This window comes from Cobetia sp. 3AK (assembly GCF_029846335.1).
Taxonomy (GTDB): domain Bacteria; phylum Pseudomonadota; class Gammaproteobacteria; order Pseudomonadales; family Halomonadaceae; genus Cobetia; species Cobetia marina.
On sequence record NZ_JARWKR010000002.1, the window covers coordinates 338,810 to 352,034 of the forward strand.

The 13,225-nt window shown below is 63.8% G+C and carries 13 protein-coding genes; 6 read left to right on the plus strand and 7 right to left on the minus strand.

The features are described from left to right. Nucleotides 1-206 precede the first annotated feature (206 nt). The 4 genes from alr (at nt 207) to QD228_RS03945 (ending at nt 3,344) form a co-directional block, all read left to right on the plus strand. Nucleotides 207-1,340, plus strand: coding sequence for an alanine racemase (gene alr / locus QD228_RS03930; protein ID WP_279874502.1), 1,134 nt, complete (start codon nt 207-209; stop codon nt 1,338-1,340). A 60-nt stretch (nt 1,341-1,400) separates the two neighbouring features. After that, complete coding sequence (gene lpxL / locus QD228_RS03935; protein WP_077375072.1) at nt 1,401-2,318, plus strand: LpxL/LpxP family Kdo(2)-lipid IV(A) lauroyl/palmitoleoyl acyltransferase; 918 nt, start codon at nt 1,401-1,403, stop codon at nt 2,316-2,318. 8 nt (nt 2,319-2,326) lie between these two features. Further along, complete coding sequence (locus QD228_RS03940; RefSeq protein ID WP_084208046.1) at nt 2,327-2,710, plus strand: hypothetical protein; 384 nt, start codon at nt 2,327-2,329, stop codon at nt 2,708-2,710. A gap of 472 nt (nt 2,711-3,182) precedes the next feature. Then, a complete protein-coding gene (locus QD228_RS03945) occupies nt 3,183-3,344 on the plus strand; it encodes a DUF1328 domain-containing protein (RefSeq protein ID WP_084208047.1) in 162 nt (53 codons plus the stop codon). Nucleotides 3,345-3,465: 121 nt separating this feature from the next. Here the strand turns inward: QD228_RS03945 and QD228_RS03950 are convergent, their stop codons facing one another. From QD228_RS03950 to QD228_RS03970, 5 genes are all read right to left on the minus strand, one after another. Further along, complete coding sequence (locus QD228_RS03950) at nt 3,466-4,842, minus strand: DUF2254 domain-containing protein (RefSeq protein ID WP_279874504.1); 1,377 nt, start codon at nt 4,840-4,842, stop codon at nt 3,466-3,468. A 217-nt stretch (nt 4,843-5,059) separates the two neighbouring features. Beyond that, nucleotides 5,060-6,721, minus strand: a complete 1,662-nt coding sequence (gene ettA / locus QD228_RS03955; RefSeq protein ID WP_077375059.1) for an energy-dependent translational throttle protein EttA — start codon at nt 6,719-6,721, stop codon at nt 5,060-5,062. Between the two features lie 214 nt (nt 6,722-6,935). Further along, nucleotides 6,936-7,181: a hypothetical protein gene (locus QD228_RS03960; RefSeq protein WP_077375056.1), complete on the minus strand. Its 246-nt coding sequence runs from the start codon at nt 7,179-7,181 to the stop codon at nt 6,936-6,938. A 244-nt stretch (nt 7,182-7,425) separates the two neighbouring features. After that, on the minus strand, nt 7,426-7,866 hold the full coding sequence (locus QD228_RS03965; RefSeq protein WP_077375053.1) for a PAS domain-containing protein: 441 nt from the start codon (nt 7,864-7,866) through the stop codon (nt 7,426-7,428). 219 nt (nt 7,867-8,085) lie between these two features. Next, the gene (locus tag QD228_RS03970) at nt 8,086-9,387 is read right to left on the minus strand and encodes an MFS transporter (protein WP_279874610.1); all 1,302 of its coding nucleotides are present in this window, start codon (nt 9,385-9,387) and stop codon (nt 8,086-8,088) included. 372 nt (nt 9,388-9,759) lie between these two features. Here QD228_RS03970 and QD228_RS03975 point away from each other — a divergent pair, with 372 nt between their 5' ends. After that, nucleotides 9,760-10,092 (plus strand): SelT/SelW/SelH family protein, encoded by a 333-nt coding sequence (locus QD228_RS03975; protein ID WP_077375047.1) that lies wholly within the window; start codon nt 9,760-9,762, stop codon nt 10,090-10,092. Between the two features lie 18 nt (nt 10,093-10,110). Here QD228_RS03975 and QD228_RS03980 read toward each other — a convergent pair whose 3' ends face one another. Beyond that, complete coding sequence (locus QD228_RS03980; RefSeq protein WP_077375044.1) at nt 10,111-11,130, minus strand: zinc transporter ZntB; 1,020 nt, start codon at nt 11,128-11,130, stop codon at nt 10,111-10,113. A gap of 139 nt (nt 11,131-11,269) precedes the next feature. On the opposite strand from QD228_RS03980, the gene QD228_RS03985 reads away from it, so the two are divergent. Next, entirely contained in the window at nt 11,270-12,190 is a 921-nt protein-coding gene (locus tag QD228_RS03985; RefSeq protein WP_084208049.1) for a DMT family transporter, read from the plus strand. Nucleotides 12,191-12,225: 35 nt separating this feature from the next. On the opposite strand, the gene ppk2 is transcribed toward QD228_RS03985, so the two are convergent. After that, complete coding sequence (gene ppk2 / locus QD228_RS03990) at nt 12,226-13,125, minus strand: polyphosphate kinase 2 (protein ID WP_279874506.1); 900 nt, start codon at nt 13,123-13,125, stop codon at nt 12,226-12,228. Between the last annotated feature and the right edge of the window lie 100 nt (nt 13,126-13,225).

Below are 13,225 nucleotides of genomic sequence, written 5' to 3' on the forward strand. Positions count from 1 at the left end.
GAAGTTGGCTTGATGTTTGGTGGTTTTCACCGTGACCTTGGCGCGATGATGGAAAATAATTGATGGCTGGAGAACGCCTGCTCCGGTTGGCCGCCTCCTTTTCATGGTGCGTGCCTTGCTCGCTCGTTGGCAGGTCCCAACTTGCTGCGTCACCCGTGCGTGATTCGTCGTGTCTGTCCCTCTTTCTCATTGTCTGGAGTTGCCTCATGTCCCGCCCGTTGCGTGCTGATATTGATCTGGATGCCCTGCGCCACAATTATCAGCTGGCCTGTGAGCTGGCGCCGAATTCCCGCTCGCTCGCCGTGATCAAGGCAGACGCCTATGGCCACGGGGCCGTGGCATGTGCCCGTGCGTTGGCAGATCTGGCACCGGCATTTGCCGTCGCGACCATCGAAGAAGCGCTCGCGCTGCGGGAAGGCGGTATCACGCACCCGGTGGTATTGCTCGAAGGTGTCTTCGAGGCATCGGAATACCAGCTGGCGGCGCAGCATGACTTCTGGTGTGCCATCCACAGTGAATGGCAGCTGGCCGCCCTGGAGGCGGCAACGCTCCCCGGGCCGATATCCTGCTGGATCAAGTTCGATTCCGGCATGCATCGTCTTGGCTTCGATGCCGAGCAGGCCAGGGCGGTCAAGGAGCGCCTGGTGGCGAGTGGCAAGGCGCAGGACCTTCACCTGATGACGCATTTCGCCACGGCCGACAGCCTGACGCCCGATTACTTCCAGCATCAGATGGCGGCAGTGGAAGCGCTTGCCGCTGAGCTTGCCCTGCCACTCTGTCTGGCCAACTCCCCGGCGACGCTTGCCTGGCCGCAATCGCATGCCGCCTGGAATCGTCCCGGCATCATGCTGTACGGCGCGGACCCGCTGGAAGGGGCCAATGATGCCAGCCGCCGTCTGAAGCCGGTGATGACCCTGTCTTCCGCCATCATTGCCGTACGCGAGATCGCCGTCGGCGAGCCGGTGGGCTATGCCGGACGTTTCGTGGCGACGCGTCCGACACGTATCGGTGTCGTCGCCTGTGGCTATGGGGATGGCTACGATCGCCATGCGGTGGACGGGACACCCGTACTGGTCGATGGCCAGGAGACCGTACTGGCCGGCAAGGTATCGATGGACATGCTGACGGTGGATATCACCGACCTGCCGGAAGCGGGCGTCGGTTCTCGCGTGGTGCTGTGGGGCGAGGGGTTGGAGGTCAATCGCGTGGCCGCCAGTTGTGACACCATCAGCTATACCCTGCTGACAGGGATCCTGCCGCGTGTTCCCAAGCATTATCACGGTGGTCAGGCACGCGAGGCGGACCCGATGGCCTCTCAGGCAGTGGATACGTGCGCCTGACCTGACGGCAGGGCTCGGGCGGTCTACAATGGCCGCCGTTGCCCGTTGAACGAGAGAGTCATGGCCAAGAAGACCTATCCCGAGAGTTTTGCGCATCCCCGTTACTGGCCGGCCTGGCTGGGAATCGGGGCCATGAAGGCCTCGGCCTTCCTGCCCTGGTGCGCCAAGCTGTGGCTGGGGCGCGGCATCGGTGAGCTGGCATGGCGTTTCGGCAAGCGTCGTCGCCATATCACGGACACCAATCTCAAGCTGTGCTTCCCCGAATGGAGCGAAGCGGAGCGTGCGCGTCAGGTACGCAAGACCTTCCATGCCAACGGCATCGGCATCTTCGAGACCGCCACGGGGTGGTGTCGAGACCCGGAGCACATGCGCGACCGCGTGACCTTCAAGGGTCAGGAGCACATGGAGCGCGCCATGGCGCAGGGCAAGGGCGCGCTCATCGTGGGCATCCATTTCTCGACACTGGATCTCGGTGGCGCACTGCACTCGCTGTTCTTCCCGGCCGATGTCGTCTATCGCCCGCATGACAACCCGCTGTTCGAGCGTTTCATGACGCGCGCGCGCAATGGCATTTTCGGCACCGCCATCGACCGTCATGACCTGCGGGGTGTGGTGCGCCGCATCAAGAGCGGGCATGGCGTGTGGTATTCGCCGGATCAGGATTTCGGTCGGGACGTCAGCGTCTTCGCGCCGTTCTTCGGTATCGATGCCGCCTCCATCAAGCTGACGGCCAAGATCGCCCGCATGACAGGGGCGCCGGTGATGCCCTTGATGTTCCATCGCAATCCGGACAATCGTACCTATACGCTGGAGTATCTCCCGGCACTCGACAACTTCCCGAGTGGCGATGATGTCGCGGATGCCACGCGCATCAATGCCTTCATCGAGGGGGCGATCCGCAAGCATCCCGAGCAGTACCTGTGGTTGCATCGCCGTTTCAAGACTCGTCCAGAGAAATCCGATCCGTCCCTGTATTGAGGTGAACCATGAGCAATGACACGTCTTCTCTCGCCACTCTGGCCGATGTCGAAGCACGCCTGGCGGCCGGCGATACCTTCGTCCTCAATCAGATTGCGCAGTGGTGCCCGGACTGCACCGTGCGTCAGCGTCCGGCGCTGCCGGCCTTCGAGGCGGCCCTGGCGCGAGGTGGTCTGCCGCTGGTGAGTCTGTGCGTGCAGGAGACTCGCGGAGTCTATCTGAGTGAGGCACATGCGCAGCTGAGCGAGCGCATCGGTGGGGCGGGCTATCCGCGTACGCTGCTGGTGAAGGAAGGGCGGCCTGCCAGCGTGGACAGTGGCCTGAATCGGGTCGAGGTCATGAGCGAGCCGGAGCTCATCGCCTATGCCGAGGCCATGATCGCGGCGCTGTAAACGTCACTTGAGCCCATGTGTGAGCCGACGAGATCTGCCGTGACGCGACACGCATGGGCATCATCGAAAACGCCCCGCCAGGAACTTCCTGGCGGGGCGTTTTCGATGGAGATCAGGCGGCACCCGACAAGCAGCGCCACTTGTCCGAGCTGCATGCGTGCGGCCAACCGGATGCCGCCTGCCGTGTGCCTGAAAATAGACCTGCGGATGATGAGGGAGGCTTTCAACCCGCGCGGGAAAATCTTTTACCGATTCGAGACATGGCCTTGACTTTACTTGTATTGATTACCATCTTCACATGGACAAGGTGATCAAGCGGTCTGTCGTGACTCCGCCCTCTGGCAATCACGTCAGCAGCCACACCTGATGAGCGAAGGGCGAGCGCGTCGAATGAGGCGCCACATGCAGAGGCAGTCGTCGTGCCGCTGCGGTCGTCGCCCACTACCGGTTCTCCATGACATAAGGAATTGCCATGCTCAACTATGCCATCATCTTTCTGATCGTTGCCGTGATTGCCGCCGTACTCGGCTTTGGCGGTATCGCAGGTACTGCGGCCACCATCGCCAAGGTACTGTTCGTCGTCTTCCTGGTGCTGTTCCTGGTGTCGTTCTTCAAGGGGCGTCGCAAGCCCTGATACGGACGGCTTTCATCACGACGCAAACGCCCGCAGACGGTAGCGACCGCTGCGGGCGTTTGCGTGTTCATCAGGCCAGCAGCAAGTCATCAGGCCAGCAGCAAGTCATCAGGCCAGCACGTCACCACGGGGTACCTGGCAGCGTCAGACGATGATGCCCGGCCTTGAGGCCCTGCTCGATGAAGCGCCTGTCCACCTCGAACTGTGCCTGGGCAAGGATGGCCTCCACCACCTTGTCGGCATGTTGTTGCAGCAATGCCAGTTGCGCGTTATCGCTGCCCAGCAGTGACAGTGTCTTGAGCAGCGAGAGCAGTGCCAGACAGATCGAGAGGTCATCACGACCATAGTGCAGGATGGGGGAGATGCTGCGGTAGAGCAGACTGTCGAAGCTCTCCATCTCCCAGCTGACCCGTATGTGATCTTCCTCATCCACGCAGCAGTTGCACAGGGGCAGCTGCATGCGCTCACTGAGCAGTTCGGTGAGTTGATGCAGGCACAGGCGTGCGGTGCCCGGATCATTGATGCCGGGGGACAGCGCCTTGATGGCGACTTCCATCAGCTGGGTCAGGCCGTGCTCGTGAAGGTCATCGACGGATTCCCCATCCAGATAGCCCAGTGCCGCGCGCAGCTTCTTGATCAGTCCTGCCTGATGGTGCTCATCGAGCTCATCACCCGCCGAGACGCCTTCGGGCAGGCCCGCAGGCCATTCGATGCGCATCAGCGGCATGCCACTGACGATGAAGGCCCCGAGCGCGAAGTCCAGGTGCACGATCATGTCGTGGTCGATGGCCAGCTGGCGAAGGGCCGCGAAATCGACCTGCTGCACATAGCCGCGTCGCTTTGCTCTCAGCAGCTGGCAGCGTGACGTGTCGCGAGTGATCTGGCGCTCGCCGAAACCGTCGTGGCGATTGCGCTCTCGCAGTCGTTCAAGCGAGACCCGCGTGCGCCCGGACAGGCGGCGAGCCACGGCATTGATCTGCACGGACTGTGATGCCTGGTGGATGAAGTAGATGAACATCCCCAGGCAATTGACCATCATCAACACGCCCAGATAGACCGCGATGGAGCGCCATAGCGTTGGCGAATCGCCGGTATTGGGTACCATCAGGTTGATGAGCAGGAACAGCAGACTGCCCAGATAATGTCCCAGCACCAGCTGATGGTGACGCTCGGTCACCAGCCCCAGCAGCAGCTTGTGGGAGAACTGTGCGCCCGCCTGGGTCAGCACGCTCATCACCATGGTGAAACTGAAGACCATCAGCGAAATGAGCCCGCCGACCAGTGCCGCCAGCAGGGTGCGCGGCGTGTCGTGCTCCTTGAAGGTCAGGGCATTCAGCATCTCGCTGGCTGGCAGTTCATGTGGCTCGGGGAGGCCGGAAGGCAGCACCGAGATCAAGCCAAGCAGGATATAGAGCGTCGCCAGCAGGCTTGGCAGATAGGCGATGCTGGTGGTGAAGGTGCGTAACCACATCAGCGGCTGTTGCAGCCAGCGATTCATGGGCAATTCCTGATCCTGTGAGTGGCGCAACGGCGTGTGCGACGGACGGCCGTGAGTGACGGCAAGCATTCGCCCCGTTATCTCCCGTGTTCGGCCTGACTGCAAGTGCCAGAGGCGACGCGGGAGCGCCCTTGTGAGGCTTGCCTCAAACGCAGGACGCCCTTGCGGCGTCAGCGGCAAGGGCGTCCTGGTCAATCCGGCGGTTCAGATCACCGGATCAGGCATCGATACGCTTGTACTTCATGCGCTTGGGCGCATCGTTGCCGACACGCGCATGGTAATCCTCTTCGTACTCGCTGTAGCTGCCCTCGAAGAACACCACGTTGGAGTCCCCTTCGTAGGCGAGGATGTGGGTCGCGATGCGATCCAGGAACCAGCGGTCGTGCGAGATGACCAGTGCACAGCCCGGGAAGGCGAGCAGCGCCTCTTCCAGTGCACGCAGGGTCTCGATGTCCAGGTCGTTGGACGGCTCATCCAGCAGCAGCACGTTGGCGGCCTGCTTGAGCGTCTGCGCCAGCTGCAGACGACCACGCTCACCACCGGACAGATCAGACAGACGCTTCTGCTGATCCGTGCCCTTGAAGTTGAAGCGGCCGACATAGGCGCGCGACGAGACTTCATGGCCATTGATGTTGAGCATGTCCTGGCCGCCGGAGACGGCTTCCCAGACAGTCTGATTGTCTTCCAGGCCATCACGCAGCTGCTCGACGTAGGCGATCTTGACGGTCTCGCCCAGCACCACTTCGCCGCTGTCCGGGGTTTCCTTGCCGGTCACCAGCTTGAACAGCGTGGACTTGCCCGCACCGTTGCCGCCGACGATACCGACGATGGCACCCTGGGGAATGGTGAAGGACAGGTCGTCGAACAGCAGCTTGTCCTCGAAACGCTTGGTGACGTTGTGCAGCTCGATGACCTTGTCGCCCAGACGCGGTCCCGGCGGAATGTAGATCTCGTTGGTCTCGTTGCGCTTCTGGAAATCACCGGACTGCATTTCCTCGAAGCGGTTGAGACGCGCCTTGCTCTTGGCCTGACGGCCCTTGGGATTCTGGCGAACCCACTCGAGCTCCTGCTGGATGGCCTTGTTGCGCGAGGCTTCCTGCTTGGCTTCCTGCTGCAGGCGAGCGTCCTTCTGCTCCAGCCATGAGGAATAGTTGCCTTCGAAGGGAATGCCCTGGCCACGGTCGAGCTCGAGAATCCAGCCCGCGACATTGTCGAGGAAGTAACGGTCGTGGGTGATGGCGACCACGGTGCCGGCGTAATCGTGCAGGAAGCGCTCCAGCCAGGCGACGGACTCGGCGTCCAGGTGGTTGGTCGGCTCATCCAGCAGCAGCATGTCGGGGCTCGAGAGCAGCAGGCGGCAGAGGGCGACACGGCGACGCTCACCACCGGACAGCACGCCGACATTGGCATCCCACGGCGGCAGGCGCAGCGCTTCGGCGGCCACTTCCAGCTTGCGCTCGAGGTTGTGGGCGTCGGAGGCCTGGATCAGGTCCTCGAGCTTGGCCTGACGCGCGGCGAGGGCGTCGAAGTCGGCGTCCGGCTCGGCGTAGGCGGCATAGACTTCATCCAGCTCCGCCTGGGCATTCTTGATGTGGGCCAGAGATTCCTCGACGCACTCGCGCACGTTCTTGGAATCATCGAGCTCCGGCTCCTGGGGCAGGTAGCCGACATTGAGGCCCGGCATGGGACGCGCTTCGCCGTTGTAGTCCTGATCCACGCCGGCCATGATGCGCAGCAGCGAGGACTTGCCCGAGCCGTTGAGACCGAGCACACCGATCTTGGCACCCGGGAAGAAGGACAGCGAGATGTCCTTGAGAATCTCGCGCTTCGGGGGGACGACCTTGCCCACCCGGTTCATGGTATAGACGTATTGCGCCATGGAATCCCAATTTGGTTGGAGAATGGAATGACGCGCTGATGATAGTGCCCGTGGTCACGCTTGACCAGTCAGGGCCATCGTTGGCGTGACGGCGGCCATTCCATGGCCGGTTCGCTGACGGGGCCGCAACCCCCTGGTCTTCATCGAGAAGCGGTGTGGCGAACCTTCCCTGAAGGGGCATCTCGAGGCCAGCCCCGGCCTCATCGCGAGGCGCTCACTCCTCCTCTCCCCAGTCACTGGCGTCCAGCAGGTCATCATCATCCGCTTCATCGTCCCAGCCTTCACGGATGGAGCGTGCCAGCGCACGTTCTTCCAGCAGGGCTTCGAGGCGCTGGCGCGAGTCGCTGCGCTGGGGTCTGGCGGGGGTGGAGCTGGAAGACAGTTCGAAGTCCACGTCGTTGGTGGCTTCCTCCGCCAGGGCGGTAGCATCGATATCGTCGAGGAATTGTTCGCGGGCCATGGGCGGACCTCCCGATCATGAATCAGTCTGCCAGACGCGAGGCGTCAGACACCGCCTGCGGCGACCTGCCGAAGGCTCCTTCGCTATATAGCGCTGGAGAAGTTCGATGACAAGTCCTGTGTGCGTGGAAGCATGCTCTGGTGGGTCGCGGGGAAGTTTTCGTCTGCGCACGAACGCCAACGCCCACCGGGTGGTGGGCGTTGGAGAGTCGTTCATGACCGAAAGGAGGGGAGCGTGTCAGTGGTCACTCGACATCGCTCTTGCGGGCTTCCCGCAGGCGCTCCAGCTCCTCATGCGCGGTCATCAGGCTGGTGACATCCTTCTGGACACCGACGAAGTACTGGAGATTGTCGTGCTCGTCGAAGACCGGTGTCATGGAGAGTTCGTTCCAGAACAGGCTGCCATCCTTGCGATAGTTGCGCAGTATCTCGCGGCACGGGCGCTTGTCGCGCAGCGCGGCACGGATGTTGTCCAGCTGTGGCTGGTCACGGTCGTCATTCTGCAGAAAACGGCAATCGCGGTAGAGAATCTCGTCGGCGCTGTAACCGGTAAGGCGCTCGAAGCCCTGATTCACGTAGATCAGGATGTTCTCGTCACCTTCCTGTTCGGCCACCACGATGCCATCGTCCGAGGCATTCACCACTCTCTCGAGCAGCTCGGGGCTGATCATGTGGGGTCTTTTCATCTGGCACTGATCCTTGCGGCTAAAGAACCCGGCCCTTGTGACCGAGCCCGAGAGTACGGGTATCGGGTGCCTGTCCGTGTGCCCGGACATTCCAGCACCATCATCGGTTTCACTATGGCGGGGAGACGCGGCTTATGCAATCGCAGCCGCTAATGTGTCGGGGGCCAGCGCCTGTCCCGGGCCCCCGTCGCGAGGTTTGGCAGACCGCTCCGTCCGGTATCAGTCGTCTTCCACTTCCGGCAGACGTTGCGCACACAGGGCGGCCGCCGTGGCGACACCGGCTAGAATCAGCAGCAGCCACTCGCTGCCCAGCCATTGGGCCAGACCGCCGATGGCCAGACCCAGCACCAGCATCAGCACGCCGGTGAGGGTGTTGGACAGAGCCACGTAGAGCGCGCGATTGTCAGCGCTGGCGAGATCCACTACGTAGGTCTTGCGTCCCAGACGAATGCCGGAATGTGCGATCACCAGCAACCCGTAGACCACGGCATAACTCCAGACGCTGTCGGAAAGCGCTCCGGGCCACCACACCATGCTGCCGGCCAGCGCGCAGCACACGGCGGCACCGGCGCCGGCGTTGCGCATCACGCGCCGACTCGAGGTATCGGCAAGCTTGCCCCAGATGGGGCTGGCGACCATGCCCGCCAGGCCTGACACGACCACCAGTACCCCGAGTCCGCCGAGGCTTTCGCCACTCTGCTGCTGGCCCAGCAGCGCGATGTAGGGGAGTGCCAGGGCACTTGAGAGCAACAGCGCACGCGCCAGATTGAAATTGCGGAAGGCGGCGTCATGGCGCAGCTGGCTGAACCCCTGGCGCACGGTGTCCCAGGCATTGGCACCGCCGCTGGTGGCGCCGCGATCTTCCTTGATCAGCGCCGCGCAGAAAGCATTCAGGCTCCAGCCCAGTGCCGCGATCGCCATCAGGGTGGCAAGCACCTGTTGACCGGGCTGTTCGCCCAGCAGCATCAGAACACCCCCCGCGAGCAACGTCATGGCGCCGGCCAGGCTGCCACTCCATCCCATCAGGCGGCCACGGCGCTGCCTGGCGATCGTCTTGCCCAGCACGTCCTTGGTGGCGATGGAGGCCACGCCACGCCCCAGTGACAGCACGACCAGACACCCCAGCACCAAGCCACCGGCCAGGCTGCCGCCCAGGCCACTGTCACCGTCGCCTCGAGAGAGCAGCGTGATGATCACCAGGCTGAAGGCCATCAGCGCTTGCAGCACGGACCCCGCGACCCAGACCCATTTGCGCCGCGGGAGCGGGCGGATGAAGCCCGCCACCACCAGTTGCGGCAGCAGGGCGCCGGCTTCACGAATCGGCACCAGCAGCCCCACCATCCACACCGGGGCGCCGATCAATCCCAGCAGCCACGGCAGCACCAGGCGTGCACTTGCCAGCTCGTCGGCCAGCTTGGTCCCCAGCGAGGCCAGCAGATGACGCCAGACATTGCCGGGCTGCTGATGGCAGGCATCCTCGGAGATATCCTTGCACATGCGCGAGTCTTCATCGCCGGTCATGCGCTCGAAGAAGCGGCTCTGGGCGCCGCTGGTGGTGTCCTTGACCTGGTCCTGCTCCGGGCGTTGTCCCGTGGCGTGCTCCTTCTGGGGGTCAGGCGTCCCTGTCGTCGTGGCCTCCGTCGAGGCATCTGACGAGGGCCTTGAGGCCGAGCGCGAGGAGGGAGACGATGGGGACGAGGACGATGACGGGTCTGACATGCATGGCTCCGAAGGTCGGCGGCTGAAACCTCATTATTCCGTGCCCGTGCGGGGATGCCCAGTGCCAGTTGTCGACGCTCTCATCCCTGCACGCATTTCGGCATTGACCCGGACGCCTCGCTGCAGTGAAGTGGGAACGGCAACTCTTCACTCACGATTGGAACGCTCGCTCTCATGGATCAACCGTCCACGCTCAAGATTCGCATTCACTACTGCACCGGCTGCAACTGGCTGCTGCGCGCGGCTTGGTATGCCCAGGAACTGCTCTCCACCTTCGGGGAAGCGCTGGATGAGGTCGCTCTCGCGCCCAGTCACGGCGGGCACTTCGAGGTGCTCTGCCAGCCTGCGCCTGACGCCGAATGGCAGGTGCTCTGGGAGCGCAAGCGGGATGGCGGCTTCCCGGACAGCCGTGACCTCAAGCAACGCGTGCGTGATGTGCTCGACCCGGAGCGCGATCTCGGTCATATCGACCGCGCCAGCCGCGAACAGGGCACCCCGACACCGTGACGAGTGCCCCGATCCGCGTCACCACCATTTCTTGCGCTTGAGCAGCCACATCTGCATCGCGACCACCCCAAGCGTCATGCCGACGAACAGCGTGAAGCCCCATGGGCTCTCGCTGCCGGGAATCCCGCCGACATTGACGCCCAGCAGTCCGGTGAGGAAGCCCAGCGGCAGGAAGACGGCGGTGATGACGGAGAGCAGGTACATGCGCTGGTTGAGCTGCTCGTTGTGCTCACTCATGCGCTGCTCGTGAAGGATCAGGGCGCGTTCCTGCATGGCCTGAAAGTCCTCCACATAACGCGACAGCTGGTTGGCGATCTCGCGCAGGTCCAGTCGCGCCTGCTCATCGATCCACAAGGGCCCCTGAGCCAGCTGGGCCAGGCAGTCGCGCTGAGGACCCATGAAGCGCCGCAGGGTGATCAACGGGCGGCGTAGCCGCGTGATGTCGTCGGGATCGATCTCCACGTCATTGAGCTGATCCTCCTCGAGGATCGCCAGTTGATCGTCAAGGCGGTGGCTGAGCTCGGCGACGCGATCAACCAGCGCATCGCTGATCATCGCCAGCAGCCAGGAGATGTTTTCGGCTCCCTGGCCGGCTTCCAGCTGCTCGCGTACCTGGGTGATCGACTGGAAGGGGCGTCGGCGCAGGGTGATCAGGCGAGTCGGGCTCATCCACAGGCGCAGTGACAGCAGGTCTTCCGGCGCGGCACCCGGGTTGAGATTGATGCCGCGCAGGGTGGTGACGATGCCGCCGCCGAAACGTGCGACGCGTGGGCGTGTGTCCAGCTCGGTGAGGGCCTCGATGCTGGGATCATCCAGCTGCGCGATGCCGGCGAGATAATCATTGACGTCGCCTCGCGTGTAATCGAGGTGCATCCAGATCAAGGCCTCCGGCTCCTGCCAGGCCTGGCGCAGCTCATCATCGCTCAAGAGGGTCGCGCTGCCCTTGCCGTCGAGACGGTAGGCGCTGACCAGCGCCGTGGAGGGGGGATCGGGCTGCGGGTTGGCGTGCGGTAGCTGCGAAGAGGGGCTGGTGGTCATCGTAAAGCGTCCTTTGCGTACACGGGCTTGCAGCTGCACGCCACGCGCGCGATGCTCAAGCCTGCGACGCGCATGGCGGGCATGGGCGTCAGGTCGACACCGCCAGGATAGCGGTATCCGAATTGCGAGGAAGCATGCCATGAGTCAGGACAGGGAGGCCATGCTCTATGGTCTGGGAGCGGTCGGGCTGTGGTCGACCGTGGCAACGGCCTTCAAGCTGGCGCTGGCGCAGATGTCGCCGCTGGAGCTGGTGTGGCTGGCAGCGCTGGTCTCCTGGCTGTTGATCGGCGTGCTGATGTGGCGTCAGGGTCGGCTGCGCGAGGCGCTCGCCAGCGGCTGGAAAGGCGGCTGGCGGACAGCGGCCTGGGCCGGGCTGATGAACCCGGTCGGCTATTATCTAGTGCTGTTCGGTGCCTACGCACGTCTGCCGGGGCAGGAGGCCATGGCGCTCAACTATACCTGGGCACTGGCGATGGCCTTTCTTGCCGTGCCGATCCTCGCGCAGCGCCTGACGCGCATCGATGTCGCGGCAGGGCTGATCGCCTACGCCGGGGTGTGGACCATCGCCACCCGCGGGCAGGTGTTCGATGTCGCCTTCGCCGACCCCCTCGGCGTCGGACTGGCGCTGGGCTCGACCCTGCTGTGGGCCCTCTACTGGCTGCTGAACGCGCGGGATGCCCGCGCCCCGCTGGTCGCCCAGTGGCAGAACTTCAGCGTCGCCTTGCCGGTCCTGACCTTGCTGGTGGCCATCGGGCCGGGGTTTGGCAACTTCATCGGGGAAGACGCCAATCCTCAGGCGCTGATGGCCGGGCTCTATGTCGGCCTGTGCGAGATGGGCATCGCCTTCGTGCTCTGGCAGCTGGCGGTCCACAAGGTGTCGCGTACCGCCAAGGTCTCCAATCTGATCTTCCTGTCTCCCCCCGTGTCGTTGACGCTGCTGCACTTCATCGTCGGCGAGCCGATCCTGACCTCGACACTCGCGGGGCTGGTGCTGATTCTGGCAGGCCTGGGCCTGCAGCAGCTGCAGAAGGCGCCGGAGACACTGTCACACACGACATGAGCGCGCTCCGCCCGCGTCTGCATCCTCAGGGCGTGCTAGTCCGTGGGCAGGATCAGACGGCCGGCATCCACCACGATCAATGGGTCCGGCGTGCCGATCAGCCGTGGGTCCTTGCCGGGGTAGTCGAGCTGGCTGAGCACATGGCGCAGCGCGCCGATGCGAGCACGACGCTTGTCATCGGAGCGAATCAGCGTCCAGGGCGCGTGGCGACTGTGGGTACGCGCGAACATCGCCTCGGCCGCGGTGGTGTAGTCGTCCCACTTCTCCTGGGCCACGGCGTCCATCGGTGACAGTTTCCAGCGCGTCAGCGGGTCGGCGGCGCGCTTGGCGAAACGATTGGACTGCTCTTCCCGGGAGACCGAGAAATAGAGCTTGACCAGATGCAGGCCATCCTCGACCCACAGGCGCTCCTGCTGTGGCACCTGGACGAGAAAACGCTCGACCTCGTCAGGGCTGGCGAAGCCCATCACCGCCTCGACTCCTGCACGGTTGTACCAGCTGCGATCGAACAGCACGACCTCACCACTGGTGGGAAAGCGCGAGACGTAGCGCTGGAAGTACCACTGTCCCTTCTCCGTCTCGTTGGGCTTGTCCAGTGCCACGATGCGCGCGAAACGCGGGTTGAGGTATTCCATGAAGCGCTTGATGGTGCCGCCCTTGCCGGCGGCGTCACGCCCCTCGAACACGATGGCCAGCCGCTCGCCACTGTCACGCAGCCAATGCTGGACCTTGAGCAGCTCGATCTGCAGGGCCCGCTTCTCGGCCTCGTAGACCTTGCGCTTGAGCCGCTTGTCGTAAGGGTAGGCGTCGCTGGAGACCGGCCCGAGCGTCATGTGGGGAGTTTCGGGGGCCGACGGGGGCTGCCCGGTTGCCGCATGCGCGGGTGTCGCTGTGGGGGGGGACTTGCCGGGGACTGCCTTGCGGGACTGGCTCATGGTGGAATCCTCAGTGCTCTGAAGGGCGAAGCGCCCCGGGCGGGGCACGATGGACGAGCGTGATGAAAAGCGTGGCGGCAGGGCATGACAAGAGGGCTTG